The following is a 22,579-nucleotide window of genomic DNA, read 5'->3' as shown; positions in this document are numbered from 1 at the left end:
GGCCAGCCCATTGTTTCTGCCTATAGTGAATCCTTATTTTGCTTTTTGCACTTTCACCCGCTGGTGATAATCGCCACTTGAAATATCGAGCACATATATTCCTTTAGGCAGCTTGCTGCCATCAAGTGAATAGGTTGCCTGATTGCCTTTTACCGAACGTTGCAATAGTACGCGGCCCGACAGATCATACACTTTTACAGTATGTGAACTGTATTTTTCGGGCAATGTATAAAACAGTTGTGCAACAAACGGATTTGGATAAGCCGTCGCTTTTGTCGCCGGCGTTGCGAGCGCTATTGATTGTTGTGTACTTATTCTGGCGCCGGTTACAGTTGCATAGTAAAAGCGCTCCCAACCACCTGATGTAGCGCGGTTACAGGTCATTGGCTCTTCACCGTTCTCAGAACTTACATACAATCCATTATTGCCACGCAAAGAAATAGTGCCATCGGCATTTGTGATCCAGTCAAACACTTCCCAACCCTGTATAGCCGTACGGCTACAGGTAATAGCCTGGGTACCATTTTCAGAAGATACATATTTACCCATGCTGCGAAGGGCTACCTTACCGCCACCTGCATCTAGTACAGTGAACTGCTCCCAACCCTGTGGTGCCGTTCTGGTACAGGTCATTGCCTTGGTGCCGTTCTCTGAGCTTACAAAAGATCCGTTATTGCCTTTCAACGTAATTACCTGGCCAATAGGTGCGGGGTTTGAAGCTGAGCTAAACCCGATCCAGTTGAGATTATAACCACCCACCGGGACAGCTATACGCAATGTTTGTTCTCCTGCTGTCAGATTAGCTGTAGCATTTACAGTTACCCAGGTTTGCCATGCGCCGGTTGATGGCACTGCCGTAGTGGCCAACACAGTTGTATCAGACTTTAACTGAATGCTTCCACCACCATTCAGGCTTGCTACACGATATTGTATATTATAAGTACCGGCTGTTTGAACGTTCACTTTATAATCGAGCCAGTCACCCGCATCTATATAGCCAACATTCGAGCCACCACCCGCATCGGTTGTTGCTTGTGTTTGAATGCCATTCATAGCTGTGTAGCTTTCGGCCTGCACAGTTCCCGGAATTGGTATAGCCGGAGCCGGACCGGTGCCCTGGCCACCGAGCCATAAAAGACCATCGATGATAAACCGGTTTTGAATTTCACTGCCAAAGGTCGAAGACTTGGGCGTGTTATTCGAATAGTTCATGTCGTTATGCCCGAAGTTGGCATATAACATTTTGTAATTCCTGTTCGTCCAAACAATGGGATAATAGCCGCTATACCAGCTTTGATTAGGGTCGGTGCCTAAGGGAAAGCTAACGGGATCAACTGAGCAAAGGATACGGATATTGCTGTTATTGCGCAGGTCGTTTGTCCAGCCGTACCATTCACTTACAGCAGAAGTAAATGTTTCGGGCAGGCGTGTGGTGCTTGGATGTGTGCGGTCTTCACATTTTAAAACAGCAGTGGTTGGTCCCCAGGTGTTTGTTCTGAAATTTCCTGAGCCCAGGAAGGTGTTGTGGTACCAGCTCCAGCCACTTGCGTTTGTTGTGAATGCAGAAACGTGAAAACCCATCCAGGCGCCCCCATTTTCAACATACTGTTGAAAAGCGGCCCGCTGGGCAGCGCCTGTAGGCGCATCGTCGAGGAAAAGCACTACCTGGTAATTAGACAGGAAGCTTGCGTTGAGGTTGTTCCAGTTAGTTGTGGATTCGTATGAAAAACCATACTGGGCCGCAATACCAGGAAACCATTGGTTAGCTTCTTTTACAAAACTTATATGCGCAGCATCCCAGGTACCGTTGTAAAAGGCTATCACCTTGAACCTGGGCGTTTGGGCCATTGCATTAAAAGTTGTTGAAAAGAGTAAAATGAGAAAGTAACAGCATAGCAATAGCTGTTGACGAACGATGTTCGTTTTCATGAGGGCATGTTTTTGGTGTTTTCAGATAAAAGTTAGCGCACCTAAAATAGTTAAAAGAATACCGCTTTGGCATATTGTTAACAAATTATCGAATGGTTAACTTCGTATACATAACACCGGTTAAATGCGTTCTAATTATATATTATATACTTTAATAACAAGAGTGCCGCATTTTAAACGCGGCACTCTTTTACTTTATAAACAATTCTCTTATACTATCTCTTTTTTGCCGCGACACCGGCACCCGTGTTTGATCGTATAACAACAGGTAACCACCATCTTCTTTTACCCAGCTTTTTATAAATTTCTTATTTACAATGTGCGATTGATGGCAGCGGATAAACTGGTAATCGGCCAGCAATTCTTCGTATTCATAAATAGGTTTCGATACCATTATCTTCTCCCCCGAAACAAGATAGAACGTTGTATAAATATTAGATGATTCGCAACGTATGATCTCCTCTGTTTTCGCAAACCTTGTTTCTTTGGCGGTAGGCAATGCAATGCGATGCTCACTTTTTGTATGTTGCTGGTGCAGGATCTGTATGAGGTTTTCCAACTGCAGGTTGCGATTCTTCTCAACCCGCTTTTGTATGGCTTTGGCAACTGCCTCTTGTAGTTCTGCTATATTAATAGGCTTTAACAGGTAATCGATCGCAGCAAACTTTACCGCCTGGATGCCATATTGATGATAAGCCGTAACAAAAACAAGTTCAAAATTCGGGGCTGGCAAAGATTTCAACAGATCGAACCCGTTTTTGCCGGGCATTTCAATATCAAGAAAAACAAGGTCCGGTTGCATTTGGTTAATAAGCGCCGCCCCGGCATCGGCGCTGGTTGCAGTGCCCACTACCTTTACTTCGCTACAATATTCCTGTAGCAGTTGCTGCAGGTTGTCGATATTGTTATCCTCGTCATCAATGATCACCACTTTCATTTGCAAATATTAAAGCCAGTTAATAAAGTTAATAGAAACGCTGGTACCTGCCTGAACTTTTGAGCGAGTAGTTAGTGTAATGCTTTGGTCCTTTAAAAGCTTGTTCAAAGCCAGGATCCTTTCCTCCACCATGGCATTTCCCCGCCCTGTTTTTATTGCATTTACATCATAGCCTTTGCCGTTGTCTTTTATTTCAATATGCAGATCGTTATTGCTCCTGCTTATGGCAACTTCAATTTCACCGGCCTCTTTCTTCTCCACAATACCATGTTTTATGGCATTCTCAACAAAGGGCTGCAGCAGCATGGTTGGAATACTGATCTCCGTTGTATTTACATTACCGGCAACAGCTAATACGTATTTAAACTTAAACCTCAACTGCTCCAATTGTAAATAATATTCCACCTGTTTTATCTCCGTTTCAAGCGGCTGCAATGTCTTATCGTTCTTTCCAATCACCTCATGCAACAAGGCCCCGAATTTGGAGATATAAATATTCGCTTCTACAATATTCCTTTTATTAATAAGTCCCTGAATTGAATTAAGCGCATTAAAGATAAAATGAGGTTGCAGCTGGTTTTGCAAATAAGAGATCTGATATTGCAGCTGGGTACGTTTATCAACCTCCTCTTTTAGTTTTCTTTTCTGGCGCGAAGATTGGACCAGGAACAATAATGTGCCCAGTAGCCCGGTTAGTAACACTCCAGTAATTACTTTGAAAGCTGTTGTTTCAGTAAACGCGGGTCTTATTTCAAATTCATATTCAAAAACGGCGGGCTGCATTGGATAGCGTACCTGTAATGTATGTTTTCCGGCCGGCAGGTTTTCCAGAATTACATGGGGATATGCTTTATTTGCGGTAGTCTTCCATTCCTCGTTCCCTAATCGATATTCCAAATAGTTAACCGTTTTGTAATTAAGCTCCTTAAACATAAATAAAAGCGTACGAATGTCAGACTTCAGCACCAGGTGCGATGGCACATCAGAAGTGTCATTTGCAAGTACAGGTGCTAAATTTGCCTTTGCAAGCTCTCTGTTATTGCGGTCGTGGAAAACCCCTGCGCCATAAATTATTTCAGCCGGGCGGTCTTTCATCATTTTTATCAGGTCCTTATTTATATAGATCTGATACAATTGAGGCTTGGGGAATACGAATTTAATAGTTAAGCTTGCAACTATTCGCCCGCTTTTATCTTTAATACAATACCAGATAGACTTTATGAAGAACCTGGCTTTTTCATCATTCAGCTGATCTTCCAACAGCGTTGTTGGATTTATCTTTGACAACTGAAACGTTAAGGGATATACAAATGAATCAACCTTAACGTCGCTATTGTTGGGCAAATATTGTTTATATGCAGAGTAATCTTTGTAATTGCCGGCATTAATACCATGACAAATGATACTGATATAGTCAGTATTCACATATACCCTTGCATACTTATCTCCTTTTGTTTTTTCTTCGATGGAAATAACCGGGGGTGGTGTTTCAACAAAATCCCGGCTGCCCCTTTTCAGGAACCGCTGGTTTTCGCCAACCAGCAGATCCAGACTTATTTCCTTATGTTCTGAAGGGTTGTACCGGGCAACGGTATCGATATATACATCATCCTGTACTGGTGTAGTTTGGGCCACACAGGTATGCATGAAAACAAACCAACCTATCAACAATGAGATCAATTTTTTCATGGTAGCAGTTTTGAACAAATCTCATTTATACCGGACAATCGTTTTCCGGAAAGTATGAATATGGCTGGTTTAACTATGAATTTGGCAGTATTGGGCAGGGTGGGTATCATGATTGCTAATGTAAGAAAAAGCAACCGGCAGGAGATTATTCCTTATCCAATTTAAATACGATATCGCACTTCTTTAATGTTTTAACCTGGCGCCCACTTTGTATACGAGGCCACCATTTGGGCGATCTCATTACCACATCAACGGCGCTTTGGCGTAACTCTTCAGGGCCATTAAGGGCTTTGGCTTCGGTAATAGTTCCATCAACACCAACTATAAACTCTACTGTTACTACTCCCTCGATCTTTTTACTTTTAGCGTCCTGGGGATAAACCAAATTCTCATCAATATACTTTTGCCAGGCAGAATCGCCGCCCTTAAAGAAACCTTCGAAACGTTGACGTATAAAACCCTTTTCCCAGTCATCTTTTACGGTATCTATTTTCGCTTTTGTTGCAGCCGAATCCTGCGCAGCGGCGCTTTTGTTCAGGAATAATATGCAAATGAATAACAGGGATAGAATTAACAGGTATTGTTTCATAAGTTTGGCAACTATTCTTTGTTAGATCCCAACTTTCGATTTTTCCATAAGAACAGGTAAATTGCCTGGTTAAATATTGTCACCTGTATAATGACCAATGAAACCTTTTATAGCGGCCGTATTATAGTACCTCCTTTGTTCGAAGAGGTATTCTCCCATTTTTACTTTGCCGAAAACAGGTCCGATAGTCCCATCAGCCAAACGCTGTTACCATCTTACCAAACGCTGATGGTCTTTAATTTTGGCGCCCCGGCCGTTTTTATTACCAAACAACAGGATGAGATAGCAATAGAAAAATGCCTGGTTGTTGGGCCCATTAAACAAGCGTTCCATTATACCCTGCCGCCTAAAGCAAACATACTGGTTGCCAATTTTAAAGATGATGCATTTTTTCGCTTTTTTGGGACCGCTGCCATTGCTGAACATTTCCCTGTACACCCCGATGAATTAATGAACGAAAACTGTTTTACCGTACTATGGCAGGAATTGAGCAGAATGAACGATACAAACACCAGGGTGCAATACATACTCGATTTTTGCAAACCCTATTTGCAACATCGCGATCCTATAAGCGCACAAATCGCCGGCTTTGATGATAACAGCCAAAGCCCCGTTAAAGCAATTTCCGAAAGCAATGATCTAAGCGAGCGGGCCATTCAGCTACATCACAAAAAACACCTGGGCTATTCTGCAAAGGAGCTTGGCCGTTACCAACGGTTTTTAAAAGCAATTCGACTAATACAGGCTATGGCAACAAACACAGCTAAACCAGACTGGTTCGAGATCATCAGCGAATGTGGCTATTACGACCAAAGCCAGCTTATTCATGACTTCAAACATTATATCAATTTAACGCCATCAAAATACCTCAAATTTCAACAGGGTATTTGCCATGCCCGAGGCTGAGTTTTCGTTTTCTTACAATTTTAACCAGTGGGCGTAAACCATCTTTGTGTCATCAAAAAAATAATATATGACACAACCAACAATCCTTCTCACAGGCGCTACAGGTACCGTAGGCACACAATTAGCAATAAAATTGAACGATTTACATATTCCTTTCCGCGCACTGGTACGTAATAAAGGTAATAATGGGCTGCTAAAAGATCTGCCCATGGCACAGATCGTTACCGGCGATCTGGCGAATGCCGAAAACCTGGGCCCTGTTTTTCAGGGAATTGAAAAAGCGTTCCTGTTAACCGATTCCTCAGCCCAGGCCGAACAATTGCAGTTGAACTTTGTGAATACCGCATATAGCGCCGGTGTAAAACAGATTGTAAAACTGTCGCAATTGGCGGCTGAAGAACAATCCCCCGTTCGCTTCCTCCGGTACCATGCCAAAGTTGAGAACAGGATCAAAGAACTGGGTATTACGTATACTTTTTTACGCCCTAATTTATATATGCTGGGATTTATTGCATTGAAAGATCATATTAAGAATGACGGAAAGTTTTATGCAGCCGCTGGCAATGCCGGCATCAGCATAGTTGATGTAAGAGATATTGCTTCAGTTGCCGCCATAGCACTCACCGAAACAGGCCATGAAAACAAAACGTATACTATTACGGGTGAGGAAACGCTTACGCATTACCAGCTGGCCGAAATATTATCAACTGTTTTGGACAGAAAAATTACGTTTATTGATGTAAGCCCCGAGCAAATGAAAGGAGCATTGCAGGCTGCCGGTTTTCCGCAATGGCAACTAGACGGTTTAATTGAAGATTATGCCCATTATGCCCGGGGAGAAGCGGCAGCAATATACACTACTGTAAAAACTGTTACCGGCAAACCAGCCATTAACTTTTCGCAATTTGTTACTGATCATAAAAAGTTTTTTCTGTAACCATACTTCACCGCATTGACAGCCTTAATATAACCGGGCTGTCGATGCAACGAATTATTTTTTCGCCTTCATACCCAATACGACCTGGTATATAAAAAGCGGTACCGACCAGCCCATCCAAAACAGCGAGGGCGAAATAGCTTCAAACGATCCAAAACCAACAGACAGCAGGAACTTCAACGCCAGTCCTGACACAATAAATGCCAGTGTTACAATATAACTGCGCATCATCCATTCTTTATGCAACACAAACTTCTTTTTCAACGCAGCCCAGTAAGCAAGAGCGGTAGTAATGATCCAAACACTTACCCATACCTGCAAAGAAAAAGCATAGGCCCAGTTAACTTCATACGCCGTGGTAAAACTCAGGATCAGTGCGCCAATAGCACTTACAAACATTGCCAGCAAATATATAACCCCTACCCAGCGGTGCAGTTTTATATAACGGGCCCTGAACCGGCTCCAGAATTGAAGCGGACCAAGCACCAGGGCGCCACCACCGGCGGTAATATGCGCTATCAATACAAAACGTAGGTTAAAATATTTACCCAGCGCCTCTTTTGTCATCTCCAGAAAATGATCGGCGCCCCGCATAAAATGATGGGTTATGGCAAAAATGAAGATCCAGAATAATAGTTGACGAACACTGATAAGGCGGTACCAGGGCGTACGTGGCGGTTGCAGAGGTTCAGACATAATTAAAAACTTGAATAGTAAATAATGACTGCAAATTCGAAAGCCGGCCCCGTTATTAAAATAACCGAATTGATTTTCGGGTACCGAATAATTTTTCGGTATGGGCAGAGAACCAAATACCTGTTGAAAAAGTTATTTTTACTATTATGTATGAAAGAAAAATAAAAGAAGACCTCGATTGCGGTATTACAGTGGCCATGAAGGTATTTGGCGCTAAATGGAAGCCCTGCATCATTGACGCCATTAGCCGGGGCGCCAAACGCCCCAGTGAATTGCACCGCGAGATCACTACTACCAGCGCCCGGGTAATAGATATGCAATTGAGCGAATTGGTAACCTATGGCGTTGTTACTAAGAAGGTATCTTCAGGTTTTCCTTTATATGTAGAATATTCATTGACACCGCTGGGTGAAAGTATTGTACCTATTCTGGTACAACTGAATGCATGGGGACTAAAAAACAAGGAGATAGTAAAAAAGGTAGAGGACAATGATCAGCTTACTATACCGGCGGCTGCATCGGCCAACTGTTTAATGCCGGCAATTTCAACAGACGAAGGCTCCCGCTTTTCGCGAAAATAAGTACCAAACGTGCCCAGCACTTTGCCTTCGGCATTCTTTATAGGCATACTCCAGGCGCCAGTAAAACCCAATGCTGTTGGAAGATGGCGCAATTCGGCCCATTTATCATCGGCCATAAAATCGAGCGTTACAACCATATTGCCTGTAGCTGCGGCCGCGGCACAAGTACCTACTTTGGGATGCGGTCTTAACCCATCTATTGCACGGAGGTAATCGTGCGGAAGCTGGGGCGAAGCGCCATTGCGCAATAGCCCCTCTTTATCGAGCAATAAAATAGAAGAAACGGCCCCGCCACCTGCTAGACGTTCGGCAGCACCAACCAGTCCGGCCAGTATTTTGTTTTGTGGCGCGCCGTCTTGCAACATTTGCATAGAATTTTGCACCGCAGCATCAACTATCCTCATTATCATGTCGTTCATGGGAACAATTTAGTAAAAAAAGGGACAGTTTGCTAAGTCCAGGGGTCATATCAATTGATATGACCTGAATACTAAATAAGATTACGTCAATATCAATTTATGGAACGTTTAAGTTGATTTTTTTTGCAGCCGATTGATTAAGATTTTGTTTAGCCATTTAATATCACCCTGATATAAATTGACATTTTGAAATATCAATTTATATCAGGGTGGCAATAATTGATTTTTACCTGATAATACCTGATAACGGCATAATCGAAACGAATATCACCATCATCATCATCAATATTTGGAAATATTGATCAATGTCAGGCTAGCAGCAATCAATATTAAGGTTATAATAAACGAAATCTGCCTTCCATCAACCAATTCACCTGCTAAAAAATCAAACTATGGTCATCAAATCCTTCAATCACGTTTAGCAATTTAATATTGGGGTTTCATTAAACGATTTTTGGGTAATATTAAACGATCAGTATCTTATCAAATTTAATATCTCCCTGATCATAATCAATATAGGCCTGGCAATAATTGATATTACATTTTCTAAAATGATATTGGACCAATATTATTTAATGGAGGGGTAATAAACGATTTTCTTCTGATCTCATACAATCCTCCTCTTTCCTTCATCAATATTTGCGCTCCAACAACCAATCACCCGATCTTAGAAATTTGTAACTCTTGCTATAATCCTTGTACGTAACAGGGGCCATTTCAGGGCCAACTTTGTGTTATCAATTCAAACAAATAGCACTAACAACTAAAAACAAATTTTATGAACTCCTTAAAAAACAAAGTAGCGCTGATAACCGGTTCAGCAAGAGGTTTAGGTAAAGCAATTGCAGAACGTTATGCCGCCCTGGGCGCCGATATCGTTATCAATTATAGCCGCGATAAAGCTTCGGCCGAAGAAGTAGTAAATAACATAAAAGCCATGGGGGCCAGGGTTATTGCCGTTCAGGCCGATGTAAGTAAAGTGGCCGATATAAAACGCCTGTTTGAAGAAGCTAAAAAAGCATTTGGTAAAATAGATATAGTAGTAGCGAATGCAGGTATTGAAATGGTTGAAACACCTGTTACAGAATTTACCGAAGAACAATTCGACCGGTTGTTCAGCATCAACTCAAAAGGCGCTTATTTCACTATGCAACAAGCCGCGCTGAATATTGAGAACAATGGGCGTATCATTTACATTGCAAGCAGCACCACGGCCTTTCCCATTGCCGGTATGGCTGTATACGGCGGCAGCAAAACCGTTCCCCGTTACCTGGTTGATGTATTGTCAAAAGAGATCGGTCACCGTGGCGTAACAGTGAACTCTATTATTCCTTTTGCAGTAGATCACTCAGGAATTTTTGCTGAAGCCGGCAGCTACCCCGAATTAAGAAGATCATTGATAGACAGCTGCCCCATGAAACGCCTGGCCGAGGTGGAAGACGTGGCCAATATTGCCGAATTCTTTGCCAGCGATCTTTCTTCTTTTGTAAACGGGCAGCATTTGTTGGTTAATGGAGGAGCGACGCAGTAGCGTAGTTGACAAGTTAACGAGTTGACGAGTTAACAAGGTAAATACAACACTCCCTATTTAATGACCTAACCTTTTAAATTCAACTGAGTTGGCTTTAAAAGGTTTTTTGTTTTCCCTTGTCAACTTGTTAACTTGTCAACTTATTAACTATTCAAACCATGTCTTCAAAAAATCTTGTAGTAAAGACACTCAATGAACTATACGAGCTGATGGGCCTTTCTCACAGCATGGTAGATCATACATCGGGTTTTACCATTCTTTACCTGCAAGATCTTTTTAAAGAGTATCCTGTTTCTTCCGTTCCCTTCAGACCAAATTTTTTTAGTTTTCTTTTCATTAAAGACGCTTTCGGGAATTATACCATCGACGATCTTCAATTTCAAATGGTGCCTCGCACCGTTTATTTTACCAACCCTGGAAACTTTCGAAAATTTGAATGGAATAGTGTTACAGAAACATGCCTGCTGGTATTCAATGAATCGTATTTAAAAGAACAGGTCCATCCTGATATCTATCGCGAATTCTCTTTCCTGCTTACCGAAACTGTTGAGCCAAGGGTTTTACAGCCTGAGCAATTCAGTATCATTGAAGAATTATATAAATTTATTTATCGCGAACACCATGGCCATTCGCCTTATAAGAACAAGGTGATCGGCAGTGCAGTGGTCACTCTTTTATTGAAGATCAAAGAATATTTCTTCCAGGATTATAACCCTATTTACGAAGGGAACCGCAGCTCGCAGATCGTAAAGACCTTTAAACAAAACCTGGAGCAGCATTTTCGCGATCTGGCAAGCGGCAAAACCGACACGCCAATGCGTGTTCAGGATTATGCCGATAAACAATTCCTTCATGTAAATTACCTCTCCAGCGTTATTACCAGTAAAACCGGCAAACCCATTACTGCCTGGATCGCCGACAAAACCATTGCCGAGGCGAAAGTAATGTTGCAAAACAAACAACTGAACATTAAAGAAATTGCCAGCCGCCTGGGTTTTCTCGAAGCATCACACTTCAGCAATTATTTTAAAAAGCATACCGCTCAAAGTCCGGCCGACTATCGAAAACAGCAGGTATAATATTAATCCTTGCTGAAATTTATCAACAGGCTATGCAGAAAGCCTGAAATAGAATATCTTAACCGCATGAGCACTAATCCAACACAACAGGTGATCCTGTCATTAAAAACAGTTGCAGAACAATACCTTTCTGTTGACTTTATAAGCTATTTATTCGATAGTAATTACCTGAACTTTGACTGGGCGGGCGATAACGATCCCGATGAAATGCCTGATGACAAACTGCCTGCCGCAAATATCTCTGCGGATACAATACACGACGCCATGGGCGATTTCTGGCACCATTACGGCGGCATTTCTATTTACTACATTTACAAACAGCTCGATAAAGACATGCAGGAAAATGTAGACATAATGAAATATGTATATGATGGCGCCGAGCATGACATTATCACCGTGGTCCTTGATAAATGCAAAACGGGCAAGATCTACAAAACAGAATTCCCTACCCCCGAAATGATCAGTGTATTTACCGGCACAAAAAATAAAAAGATCGTTGACTATTCTGAACTGTATTCATCTGCCAGCGACGAAATTGAGCATGAGGAACATGTAGCTTTTCAGGAAAAAGCAGATGCGTTATAAAAATAACTTTTGAATATTAGCAGCGTCCCGGTCACCCACCGGGACGTTTTTGTTTCCATTCTTAGAAATTTGCAACTCTTGCTGTAATCCTTGTACGTTCAGCGGCCTGTTTGTAAGCCATCTTTGTGTTGTCAATTCAAACAAATAACAACAAATAAAACAAAGAATTATGAACACGTTAAACAACAAAGTAATATTGGTAACAGGCGCTTCAAGAGGTATAGGTGCAGCAGTTGCAAAGAAAATAGCCGGCGAAGGTGCTAAAGTGGTCATCAATTATGCAGGTAATAAACAAGAAGCCGACCAAACCGTTCAGCTGATCAAAGATACCGGTGGCGATGCCATTGCCCTTAAAGCCGATGTAAGTAAAGCCGCCGAAGTAACTGCTATGTTCGATGCAGCCATTGCGCATTATGGCAAAATTGACGTTCTTATCAATAATGCCGGTATCATGATCACCAAATTATTGAAAGACACTACCGACGAAGATTTTTCCCGCCAGTTCGATATAAATGTACGCGGCACTTTCAATACAATGCGCGAAGCGGCTGCCAAACTGGCTAACAATGGCACCATCATTAACCTGAGCACCACACTTACCCGTGTAATGATACCTACCTACGGCACCTATGTAGCTACCAAGGGCGCGGTTGAACAACTTACCCGCGTATTTGCCAAAGAAGTGGGCGCAAGAGGAATTACCGTTAATGCGGTATTACCCGGCCCCACTAATACCGAATTATTTATTAAAGGAAAAACACAGGAACAAATAGACCGCCTGGCATCACTGAATGCGTTCAATCGTTTAGGTGAGGTGGAGGATATTGCCAAAGTGATCGTATTCCTGGCCGGCGATGATGCCAAATGGATCAGCGGACAAACCATTGGCCTGAATGGAGCAATGGCCTAATACACGCAAACTTTTCAAATATGCATACAATAAGATTAATGACAGCCTTTATTCTGTTTGCCGGCAGTTTTGCTGCCGAATGGCGAAATGAAGATTGTAAAAAACAGCAAAAAATTATAACAATGGACACCAGCAAACTCAACCACCCCATTGTAAAAGCCGCCTTTGAGGCCTGGCAAAAGGGCGACGCGCAATTATGGTTATCGTATTTCACCCCCGATGCGCAATTACTCGATGATGGCCATCCACGCAATTTCCAGGAATTTTCAACAGAAGCTATCGGTCATGAACGTTTCACCAGCATCGATATCGTTAAAGATCGCGGGCTTTCCATCTACGGCAAATTCCACAGCGATACCTGGGGCAATTTCAAGACCTATTTTAAATTCCATATAAACGGAAACAGTAAGATCTATAAGCTTGAGATTGGGCAGGCAGATTATTAGAACAAGTTAACTTGTCAACTCGGGCCCTTGTATGTCCAGTTCACCCCCTACTTCGCCCAAATAAGCTATAAATGCATTAGCAGGCCCGGCCGGCGGTATACCTTTACATTCTCAACACAAAAAAACAACACCATGAGAATGAATAATATTATCACCACTTTGATCTTAGGCAGCCTGTTGGCAGGCAATGTAGCAACCGCACAAACTACAAACGCATTAAACGAGCCTAAACCTCACCAGACATTTACGTCAATAAAGCATATAAACGCAGGCGATCTGAATGTTGGTTATGCTGAAGAGGGCCCAGCCAATGGCCCCGTAGTGATCCTGTTACATGGCTGGCCTTACGATATTTATAGTTTTATTGATGTAACGCCCCTACTCACCGCAAAAGGTTACCGCGTAATTGTTCCCTACCTGCGTGGTTATGGCAGCACCCGTTTTCTTTCTGATAAAACCGTTCGCAATGGCCAACCTTCAGCACTGGCAGCTGATATCATTGCCCTGATGGATGCGTTGAAAATTGAGAAAGCAACTGTTGCCGGGTTCGACTGGGGCGCACGCACCGCCGATATTATGGCAGCGCTTTGGCCAGAACGGGTAAAAGCATTGGTTTCTGTAAGCGGTTATCTGATCGGCAATCAGGAAGCAGGTAAAAAGCCATTACCGCCCGCCGCTGAATTGCAATGGTGGTACCAGTTTTATTTTGCTACCGATCGCGGCAAAGAAGGTTATGCAAAATATACCCACGACTTTTCAAAATTGATCTGGCAGATCGCTTCACCCAAATGGAACTTTGATGATGCTACTTATGACCGCAGCGCCGCGGCCTTCAACAATCCAGATCATGTTGCTATTGTAGTTCATAACTATCGTTGGAGACTGGGTATGGAAAAAGGCGAAGCAAAGTATGATGTGTTGGAGAAAAAACTGGCTCAGGCCCCTGCCATTTCAGTGCCAACTATTACTTTGGAAGGCGATGCCAATGGCGCGCCACACCCCGACCCAAAAGTTTATGCTTCAAAATTCACCGGCAAATATTCACACCGGCTTATCAGTGGCGGCATTGGTCATAATTTACCACAGGAAGCACCAGCCGCTTTTGCCCAGGCGATCATTGATGTAGATGCTTATTAATTAATAATCGGCTGAAGTAGTATACGATTTCCACGTTTCCAACTCAGCAGTCATTTCGGTTAATTTTAAAGATGCCCGCTTGTATGCATCCTGCCCCAGGTAAAGATGCAACGGCGGGTTCTCTTTTTCTGCCAGCTCTATAAGTATTTCAGCAGCCTTATCGGGATCACCTGCTTGTTTTCCATCCGCTGCCAGGTATCGCTGCATCGTATCTTTCACGGCCTGGTAACCTTCAATACGGCTTTCGGTATAAGCCAGCGATCCTTGGGTAAGAAAACCGGTCCTGAAACCTGATGGTTCTACCACAGTTACGTTTATCCCAAACTCCTTAACATCTAAAGCCAGCACTTCGGTAAAAGCGGCCAGCGCAGCCTTCGTTGCCGAGTAATAAGACCAACCGGGCGCTCCGACAAACCCCGCTACAGAACCTATATTAATAATATAGCCGGTTCGCTGTTCGCGCAGCACCGGCAATACACGCTTCACTACATTTAAAGCAGCCAGCACATTTACCTCGAACAACTTTCTGATATCCTCAGCCGATATTTCTTCTACAGTTCCGGCCATTCCATAACCTGCATTATTCACCACAACATCTATTCGCCCGAATGCCATCAGCGTTTGCCGTACCGATTCATCAATACAATCTTCATTACTCAGGTCTGCGACTATTGGCAGAAAGCGGTCTGTATCATAAATACCCACCCCTTCTTTTAACTTTTGCACGTTGCGCGATGTAGCAGCCACCCGGTATCCACCTGCCAGTAATTTCTTTACCAGAATAAGCCCCAACCCCTGTGAGGCGCCTGTTACATACCACACTTTTGACTTGTTCATAACATTTAGTATTACTTATGACCCCATTATCAAATTCGTTTCTTCTATCAACGACTGCATCAATACCGCTGCTTTTTTATGTTTCAGGATGGGGGATATTTGTCCGCCCCAGAAAAGTATCAGGTCCCATTTCTGTTTATCGATGGCCGCTTTTCTCAACGATGAAATAAAACTGGTTTGCAGCGGAAAGGGAAGGAATTGTTTTTCTTTTCCCAACAGTTCTTTCATTACGCGACTGGTAAGTCCACGACCAAGCCGGCCGGTGTAGGCACGGGTAAGGGAAGTGTATTTTGCAGCATCAGAGAATAACATTTCCCGGTGCACAGGCAATGCGCCCGATTCATCGGTAGCAAGAAAAGCCGTACCAACCTGCACCGCATCTGCACCCAGTGTTAAAGCACCCGCTATCCCTCTTCCATTCGCAATACCACCAGCAGCAACAACCGGCACTTTCACTTTTTCTTTTATTAACTGCAACAGCACGAATGTACCGGTAAGCGATTGTTCGGCCGGCGCTAAAAACGACGGCCGGTGACCACCTGCCTCAAACCCCGATGCAATGATCATATCAACACCCGAATTATCCAGTGCAATGGCTTCATCGAGCGTAGTAGCGGCGCCTACTGTTTTAATTCCCAGGCCTTTTAACTTCTCCAGTACATCGGGCGGCAGAACGCCAAACATAAAGCTGAACACCCGGGGCCGAATATCAAATACCACCTGTAACTGGTCCTCAAATCGCGATTTGAATGAAGCCGGTTTCCCGGGCAATGGAATACCGGCTTCATCAAAATATGGTTTGAACAATTTTGCCGTTTGCTCATACGCTTCGTCAGTGACGGTTCCGTTATGGGTATCGTGGTCACTCACCCACAGGTTCAGATTGTACGGCTTATCGGTGGCTGCCCTGATCTTTGCATCGATGTCTACGATCTCCTGCGGGCTCAAAGTATATGCTCCATAACCACCCAGTCCGCCCGCATTGGAAACAGTTGACACCAATTCTACCGAAGAAAGACCGCCGCCGAAAGGCCCTTGTAAAACCGGGTAATCGATACCCAGCATGTCTGTTACTTTTGTTTTATACCACATAACATTATCGTTTATACGTTTGTATCGCTCATCATTTTATTTACGATCACCCATCTGTTATTTATTTTATGGAATGACAGAAACTCATGATAGTTGAAATCGTACATTTTCACTTTTACTTCAGCCACGGCAATTGAATTTACTACATCGATGGAAATTATCTCACCACGAAATGGTTTGCCTGAGTCGATGGGGCTTTGGCGATTCTGCACCGCTTCAAAATACTGGGCCAGGGTTTTGAAATAAGGCTGGCCTTTTACATCGCCAAACAACAGCGTGCCTTCATAATAAACCTGTTTCAGTAAACTCAGGTCGCCTTCATAAATGCCTTTGAAATAGTAATTTTCCAGCGCCAGGGTTATCAATTCTTTTTCCTGCGCACTGTGATCGGCTGTTGCCGTCAACGTTACATCGAGGTCGAAATCATTGTAGATAAGTGTATCGCCCAGGTTGGTAAAGAAATTACCTGAACGGAATTTGATATCATACCAGGTACGATCGATGGTGATGCGGCCGGTAGCAGTAAGCGTATCGCTGGTGTTATTCACAGTTGCCTTAAATTTCACCTCATGCGTGATGCCTTTGATGGTAAGATCGCCGGTAATATCGTAGGCACTGTTTTCTTTAGCGGTTACTTTGGTGATCACAAAAGTAGCTGTGGGAAATTGGTCTAAACTAAAGAAATCGTCTGAAGCCAGGTGACCCCAAAACTGGGCATTGGTAGCAGGATCGGTTACATCGAGGATCTTGATGGAAGTTACATCTACTACAAAGTTTCCGCCGGTTAATTTACCATCCTGTAAAATAAGCTCGCCCGATTTAATACCAATGGTACCATTGTGAGCGCCGGTAACTTTACGGCCTGTCCAATCTATGTTGCTCTGCGCAACTGCAATTTTGAATGTTTGATTTTTCATTTTGTGTATGTTTTAATGACAACACAAAGATGAATTGAAACCGGCGGGTGATTGCGTGATGTACATCACAACTATGAAAACCGGGCCGGTTTGTGATGTACCTCACATTTTTAAGAATTGTATAACCGGCTGAGGGTTTCCCGCGAAACACCCAGGTAGGCCGCTATCAAATGTTTGGGCACCTGATTGTATAGTTGGGGGTATTGGGTCATTAGCTCTTCATAGCGGTGTTTGGCGTCGCTGTTCATTAAAGACAACAGCCTTTTATGCGCGGCCACATAGCCCCTGTTTGTTCGCCAGCGAAAGAAATGCTCTACCTGGTGTATTTCACTGCACAGTTTTTCGCGGTCGGCGCTTGAAAGGCAAAGCACTTCCGCATCTGTTATGCAATCTACACTTACCGTGGCCTTGCTGCCACTGTATAAAGCATTGTAATCGGAAGCCCACCAGGTTGGCATGGCAAACTGAAGAATGAACATTTTCATATCATCATTGATAAAAAATGTTTTCAGTATACCTTCCAGTACAAAGTATTCACTGTTTACCCGTTCTCCTTCAGAAATAATGGCCTGTCCTTTTTTGAACGACTGGGGTTTAAAGTAGGAAAAGAAATGATCGAATTGCTCATCGGTCAATGAGGCGGTTTTCGCAATATGCTGCTTTAAGATCTCTTTTGCTTGCATGGGATGCGTTTGTTACCCAAAAGTAAACAAGGAGTGGCACACTTCAAAAGTATACCACTCCTTGTTTAGCGGTAAAGGCGAGCCCTCGCCACGGCGAGAACCCACCTTGTCTGCGAACTAATAATGAATGCGCTGCTGGTGACTTGTTTACTTTATAGTTTTATAAATAGTTTTGACTGAATACCGCTTTTTGATCTGATGCTTGCGATATAATTTCCCGCTGCCAGCCTGGCACGGCTTATATTAATGCGGGTTGAATAATCGCCTGCATCAACCGGCCCCAGTTTCTTTTCAAAAAGAAGCTGTCCCTGCTCATTTATAATGGTGAACACAAGATCTGCCTTCTCCCTAACCGGTACATTGATATTTACGAATGCGCCATTGTTGGGGTTGGGAAAAATTTCAAATTGATTGTTAATTAAAGTTAATGGTAAAGTTGTTGCTTCATTCTCCATTCGTGCTGCGGAGCCGGTGTAAGTAATATTTGGCGTGGGTGGCGTTGCCATACCATTGCCCAGATAGTAATCGGTTAAATGCGATTGCATATAACCTTTTATCGTCATGCAATTTCTGTAGGCGGGGTTATGTGCAAGCGTATACAGCCGGGTGTTGGTAGGCACATTGGTAGTGAACACCACCAGTTTTGAATAATCCGCTGAAGTAAGGATAACTTCTTCGCGCCAGTCGCCCAAAATATCGCCATAGAACATGGGTGCATTGCGATCACTTCCGGTGCCACCGTCAAAATTCCACATGGTAACCAACCTTGATACAGTGGAAGAACTGTAATTCCATTTTTCAATTTTTTCGTCGTGCAGGTTCTCGGCCAACACATCACCATCCCACCAAAGCCTTAAATTAGGATAGGGCCTGGTGGGTTCATCGGTAAGTTTGGTATTGGATGGCCCATTGTATATTCCCTGAAACGACCATACCTCCCAACCATTATAACGTGGATCAATATCGCCTGCAGCGCCACGACCTACATCCCCTACTGCACCTATATGTTTCCATAATATTGAACCCGTATTGGCATCGTAATAATATTCAAGCAAGCCGCTGGGGTTATCCTGTTGTACACCATACCCCTGCATACCGGCACGGTTGGGATCGAGCTTGCCTATTTGTGTTCTATCGCCATGAACAACGCCCTGCCCTGCGAGCGAATATCGCAACGTGCCGTTGCTGTTGAGGGTATAACCAATATCACACACTTCATCGGTGCCGTTTCCATCAACGTCTATGATCCTTATCTGATGCCCGTCTGGTGCAGCAGTTGAACCACGCAGCCATTTCCATTGCACAGTTGTATTGCTACCTGAAAACTTAAATGCGCACACCATCATATTGAATGAGCCATCGGCATTCCGGTTCTTGAATTTGCCTATTACACTTGGGCTTACCCCATCGAGGTAACCAATACCAAAACTACAGGCAAGCGGCCCGGTGCTTATATAATCCTGTGGAATGGTAACATAACTTCTTAAGGCACCCGTTTGTCCGTTCAGGATGCCCAGCCATTGTTTGGTATCGCTGCCGTTGCTCCAGGTACCTCCATCGCCAAAGCGAACACCGTTGGCTATTTTGGTGATCACTTCACTTTTGCCATCACCATCGAGATCATACACAGTTACACCATCCCAGTTACCTACATCGATGGCAGCCGAACCGGGTGAAATATTATCCATGTTCACACTGTTGGGGCCATAATCAACATCCCATAAAAAAGTGCCATCGCGTTTATAGGCTTCAATTTTACAACCACCGCCATTCCAATCGAGGCGGTCTACCACATAATCATATTCTCCATCGCCATCGAGATCGCCCACCCATACAAAATGGATCTGCGGGCCTGCACGTAACGGCACGATGAAACAGGGTTTATCGGCCGCGTTAGCCGCCAGCGTATAGGCGCCGCTGGCAGCCTGTTCTGCACCACTTACTACGGGTCTTACATAGTACGAATTGCTTTGGGTTAAGTTGGCGGCATTATCTGTATAGTTTGTGCCCGCCGTTAATACCGAGCTATTGAGTTTTACCGCTGCGCCGCCATTGGCCGATCTGTAAATATTAAATCCAATTCCGGAGGGGTCTAATCCTAAAAGGCGCCAGCTTATAAAAACGGAGCTACCGCTTCGAACAGCTACAACTCCCCGGTTGAGCCGTTCCATTTTACGCTGCGCATAGGCATGCGTGAATAATGATAACAGGCAGACTGTTATCAGGATGAGATTTTTTTTCATGTGGACAATCGTTTAATTGGTTTGTATTGATTCAAGTCACCAGAGTGATTTTTATTGAGTAGTTTTTTGGTTAGTTTGTTTTATTGTTGATAGGTTGTAATCGTGAAACGGCAGACGTGAAACGTGAAAGGGCTCGCGAACATTGAAATTGTACTGCAATCTTACGCCACCCGAAATTCGAGCTGATCGCCGAAAAAACGAGAGCTTCGAAATTGGGCGTTTGCCGTTTCACGTTTCACGTTTCACGCCATTCACCACTCACCATCAATATCCAAAATTCTGATACTCCTTCTGCGCATTCTCATCGAGCGCCTTACCATTTTCATCGGTAAGCAGCATGAGATAATCAGATGGCCATGGACGGAAAGTGAATTTCTTATCCATTTGTCCTTTCCCGTTTCCATTTTGCCCGTTCCCATTTGCAATATTGTATGCTGCCGGCCAGCGACCCGCTAATGGCGAAGCCATCTGGTTTAGATAAATTACCCGTTCGTACAGGATGCCGGCATTGTGAAGGTCTTCCCACAAGGTGCCTTCCGCCAGCATTTCCCTTGTTTTTTCATTATAAATAAAGTGAATGAACATATCCTGTTTGGAAGTCACTGCAGGAATATAATTTTCGGCCAGGGCCTGTGGCGTTGCGGGTGTAAAATATTCTTCCGTTACTTTAATGGCATTATAGGAACTTCCATTGGCCGCATAAGGCATTATTCTTTCCGAAGCAGCCAGTGTGGTGGCTTTAGGCTCCCACTCTACCAAAACGTTGGGTCTGCTTTCCCCGCTTTTATACGCCGCACGATTGCGCAACACATTGATATCTGCAACAGCCTGTGCATATTGTCCTTTACGGCCATATGCTTCAGCACGTATCAAATAAGTTTCTGCCAGTCGCATCAATATGGCATCTCTTGTACCTGCTTCACTGTTGAAATTAGCTTCATCGGCGCTGCCACCCTTTAGCGGATCTACATACTTCTTCACCGATAAATAAGGAGCAGGCGTACCGGTGTTCAAACCAATAGAGCTTTGATTGTAATTGAGCCGGTAATAATACCTGCCTGTTACAGCAGAGCGAACCCAGCGAACAATAAACTGATAGGGTTGGCTCATCACCATGGTTGAATCAAGCGCTTCCGATTGTTGATTTTCGAGGTAGATCAGCGCTCTTTTTCCCAGCGTTGCCCGCGCCGAATTTACATTTACAGCAGGCTCACCGGCCGGCTTGTTCGCATTCCACCAGGCTGCGGCATTGGCATTCCACGTAAACGAACCGGTGGTATTACAAATGTATTCGTACTGGAAGCTTTTGTAATAACGCGAGTCATTCACTTTGTCGGTGAACACATCATAACCAAAATCGGTAGGTTTAAAAGTGCCGAACGGACGGCCATACGCCTGCACCCGCGTTACCCCGGTTGCTTCGGTATAATTACCGGTATGATAATTACAGGAACGATTTCCAAAACGGGCATGCAATGAGGTGTTCACCTCAAATTGCGCCGACCATAATACTTCTTTATGCGGCGTGGTCTCTGACACTTTGGGATCGAAGATCGTCCAGTAATCAGGAGCCAGACCGCTTACGCCACCGGCCGCATTGATCACTTCTGTTGCAATAGAAATGGCAGAGTCAAGATCGGTTGCAACATTCCCCTTATATAACATTTTCAGATGCGGTTCGCTGCTGTTCTGGAAAGCAGCTGCCTGCGCCCGGTTGAGATATAATTTTGCGAGAAAATGGCCTGCCGCCAGTTTACCTGCACGACCGCGATCAGTAACCGAAGCCGGGAGAGTGGCATATGCTTCACGCATATCGGCAATGATCTGTTTGTAAATATCCTCCAGCTTAGCCTTGGGATAATAATAAATGCCGTTGTCTTCTTTTCTTGGTTCTAACAGTAAGGGTACATCGCCCAATTGGTTCGAGATAAGATAATAAGCCCAGGAACGCAGGAACAGGATCTCGCCACGTCTTGTTTTGCGTAAGGTTTCGTCGGTGGCAAATTTGCCGGGCTTTAAATTATCAATTATGTCCAACGCAATGTTACAATTGTTGATGTGTGGGTAAGCGCCCATGGGGGCATAGTCGCTATTGGCCGCGCCGAGATAGTTATTTACATTACCGGCTACCGTTGCAACATTCGACCCATAGATGGCGGCGGTCATTGTAGCCCATGTATTTGTTGCCGCCATGTAAGCATCTGTTTCGGCCTGTGTAATGCGGGCGCCGCTGGCATCCCATTCATGTTTTATGCGGGCATATACATACAAACCATTCACCAATGCATTCAATCCATCTTCGGTATTATAATAATCCTGTGTAAGATTGGACACCTGTTTTTCGGTAAGGAATTTCTTACAGGAGTCAAGGGAACCCGAAAGTAAAATGAGAATTACCGCTATATATAGTTTCATATGCTATTTTCAAATCGTTAA

At 43.8% G+C, this 22,579-nt stretch carries 21 protein-coding genes; 9 read left to right on the top strand and 12 right to left on the bottom strand.

Annotation, left to right across the window (positions count from 1 at the left end):
- Window positions 1-33 precede the first annotated feature (33 nt).
- From GGD38_RS30735 to GGD38_RS30720, 4 genes are all read right to left on the bottom strand, one after another.
- On the bottom strand, window positions 34-1,929 hold the full coding sequence (locus tag GGD38_RS30735) for a carbohydrate-binding protein (RefSeq protein WP_375303416.1): 1,896 nt from the start codon (window positions 1,927-1,929) through the stop codon (window positions 34-36).
- 190 nt (window positions 1,930-2,119) lie between these two features.
- On the bottom strand, window positions 2,120-2,866 hold the full coding sequence (locus GGD38_RS30730; protein ID WP_375303417.1) for a LytR/AlgR family response regulator transcription factor: 747 nt from the start codon (window positions 2,864-2,866) through the stop codon (window positions 2,120-2,122).
- A 9-nt stretch (window positions 2,867-2,875) separates the two neighbouring features.
- Entirely contained in the window at window positions 2,876-4,555 is a 1,680-nt protein-coding gene (locus GGD38_RS30725) for a sensor histidine kinase (RefSeq protein ID WP_375303418.1), read from the bottom strand.
- Window positions 4,556-4,700: 145 nt separating this feature from the next.
- Complete coding sequence (locus tag GGD38_RS30720; RefSeq protein ID WP_375303419.1) at window positions 4,701-5,144, bottom strand: energy transducer TonB; 444 nt, start codon at window positions 5,142-5,144, stop codon at window positions 4,701-4,703.
- A 90-nt stretch (window positions 5,145-5,234) separates the two neighbouring features.
- On the opposite strand from GGD38_RS30720, the gene GGD38_RS30715 reads away from it, so the two are divergent.
- Together GGD38_RS30715 and GGD38_RS30710 are read left to right on the top strand one after the other, a co-directional pair.
- Window positions 5,235-6,050: a helix-turn-helix domain-containing protein gene (locus GGD38_RS30715; protein ID WP_375303420.1), complete on the top strand. Its 816-nt coding sequence runs from the start codon at window positions 5,235-5,237 to the stop codon at window positions 6,048-6,050.
- Window positions 6,051-6,117: 67 nt separating this feature from the next.
- A complete protein-coding gene (locus tag GGD38_RS30710) occupies window positions 6,118-6,987 on the top strand; it encodes an SDR family oxidoreductase (protein WP_375303421.1) in 870 nt (289 codons plus the stop codon).
- 54 nt (window positions 6,988-7,041) lie between these two features.
- On the opposite strand, the gene GGD38_RS30705 is transcribed toward GGD38_RS30710, so the two are convergent.
- Window positions 7,042-7,683: a DUF2306 domain-containing protein gene (locus GGD38_RS30705; protein WP_375303422.1), complete on the bottom strand. Its 642-nt coding sequence runs from the start codon at window positions 7,681-7,683 to the stop codon at window positions 7,042-7,044.
- A gap of 146 nt (window positions 7,684-7,829) precedes the next feature.
- Here GGD38_RS30705 and GGD38_RS30700 point away from each other — a divergent pair, with 146 nt between their 5' ends.
- Complete coding sequence (locus GGD38_RS30700) at window positions 7,830-8,264, top strand: winged helix-turn-helix transcriptional regulator (RefSeq protein WP_375303423.1); 435 nt, start codon at window positions 7,830-7,832, stop codon at window positions 8,262-8,264.
- Here GGD38_RS30700 and GGD38_RS30695 read toward each other — a convergent pair.
- Window positions 8,177-8,683 (bottom strand): GAF domain-containing protein, encoded by a 507-nt coding sequence (locus GGD38_RS30695; protein ID WP_375303424.1) that lies wholly within the window; start codon window positions 8,681-8,683, stop codon window positions 8,177-8,179. The genes GGD38_RS30700 and GGD38_RS30695 overlap by 88 nt on opposite strands.
- A 778-nt stretch (window positions 8,684-9,461) precedes the next feature.
- Here GGD38_RS30695 and GGD38_RS30690 point away from each other — a divergent pair.
- The 6 genes from GGD38_RS30690 (at window position 9,462) to GGD38_RS30665 (ending at window position 14,371) form a co-directional block, all read left to right on the top strand.
- Window positions 9,462-10,214 carry an SDR family oxidoreductase gene (locus GGD38_RS30690; protein ID WP_375303425.1) on the top strand — a complete coding sequence of 251 codons (753 nt, stop codon included), beginning with the start codon at window positions 9,462-9,464 and terminating at the stop codon, window positions 10,212-10,214.
- Window positions 10,215-10,372: 158 nt separating this feature from the next.
- Window positions 10,373-11,293, top strand: a complete 921-nt coding sequence (locus GGD38_RS30685) for a helix-turn-helix domain-containing protein (RefSeq protein ID WP_375303426.1) — start codon at window positions 10,373-10,375, stop codon at window positions 11,291-11,293.
- A 66-nt stretch (window positions 11,294-11,359) separates the two neighbouring features.
- A complete protein-coding gene (locus GGD38_RS30680; RefSeq protein WP_375303427.1) occupies window positions 11,360-11,878 on the top strand; it encodes a hypothetical protein in 519 nt (172 codons plus the stop codon).
- 169 nt (window positions 11,879-12,047) lie between these two features.
- A complete protein-coding gene (locus GGD38_RS30675) occupies window positions 12,048-12,788 on the top strand; it encodes an SDR family oxidoreductase (protein WP_375303428.1) in 741 nt (246 codons plus the stop codon).
- Window positions 12,789-12,808: 20 nt separating this feature from the next.
- A complete protein-coding gene (locus tag GGD38_RS30670) occupies window positions 12,809-13,234 on the top strand; it encodes a hypothetical protein (RefSeq protein ID WP_375303429.1) in 426 nt (141 codons plus the stop codon).
- Window positions 13,235-13,366: 132 nt separating this feature from the next.
- The gene (locus tag GGD38_RS30665; RefSeq protein ID WP_375303430.1) at window positions 13,367-14,371 is read left to right on the top strand and encodes an alpha/beta fold hydrolase; all 1,005 of its coding nucleotides are present in this window, start codon (window positions 13,367-13,369) and stop codon (window positions 14,369-14,371) included.
- On the opposite strand, the gene GGD38_RS30660 is transcribed toward GGD38_RS30665, so the two are convergent.
- The 6 genes from GGD38_RS30660 to GGD38_RS30635 all read right to left on the bottom strand — a co-directional run bounded on the left by GGD38_RS30660 (window position 14,372) and on the right by GGD38_RS30635 (window position 22,558).
- Entirely contained in the window at window positions 14,372-15,208 is an 837-nt protein-coding gene (locus GGD38_RS30660; RefSeq protein WP_375303431.1) for an SDR family NAD(P)-dependent oxidoreductase, read from the bottom strand.
- A gap of 15 nt (window positions 15,209-15,223) precedes the next feature.
- Window positions 15,224-16,300 carry an NAD(P)H-dependent flavin oxidoreductase gene (locus GGD38_RS30655; RefSeq protein WP_375303432.1) on the bottom strand — a complete coding sequence of 359 codons (1,077 nt, stop codon included), beginning with the start codon at window positions 16,298-16,300 and terminating at the stop codon, window positions 15,224-15,226.
- 11 nt (window positions 16,301-16,311) lie between these two features.
- Complete coding sequence (locus tag GGD38_RS30650) at window positions 16,312-17,217, bottom strand: YceI family protein (protein ID WP_375303433.1); 906 nt, start codon at window positions 17,215-17,217, stop codon at window positions 16,312-16,314.
- Window positions 17,218-17,327: 110 nt separating this feature from the next.
- A complete protein-coding gene (locus tag GGD38_RS30645) occupies window positions 17,328-17,900 on the bottom strand; it encodes a Crp/Fnr family transcriptional regulator (RefSeq protein ID WP_375303434.1) in 573 nt (190 codons plus the stop codon).
- A 152-nt stretch (window positions 17,901-18,052) separates the two neighbouring features.
- Window positions 18,053-20,143, bottom strand: coding sequence for a T9SS type A sorting domain-containing protein (locus GGD38_RS30640; RefSeq protein WP_375303435.1), 2,091 nt, complete (start codon window positions 20,141-20,143; stop codon window positions 18,053-18,055).
- Window positions 20,144-20,407: 264 nt separating this feature from the next.
- Complete coding sequence (locus GGD38_RS30635) at window positions 20,408-22,558, bottom strand: RagB/SusD family nutrient uptake outer membrane protein (RefSeq protein ID WP_375303436.1); 2,151 nt, start codon at window positions 22,556-22,558, stop codon at window positions 20,408-20,410.
- Between the last annotated feature and the right edge of the window lie 21 nt (window positions 22,559-22,579).

It is taken from the genome of Niastella sp. OAS944 (genome assembly GCA_024809215.1).
In the GTDB taxonomy this organism is placed as follows: domain Bacteria; phylum Bacteroidota; class Bacteroidia; order Chitinophagales; family Chitinophagaceae; genus Niastella.
The sequence above is the reverse complement of the archived record's forward strand: the minus strand, read 5'-3'. Positions and strand labels throughout refer to the sequence as shown.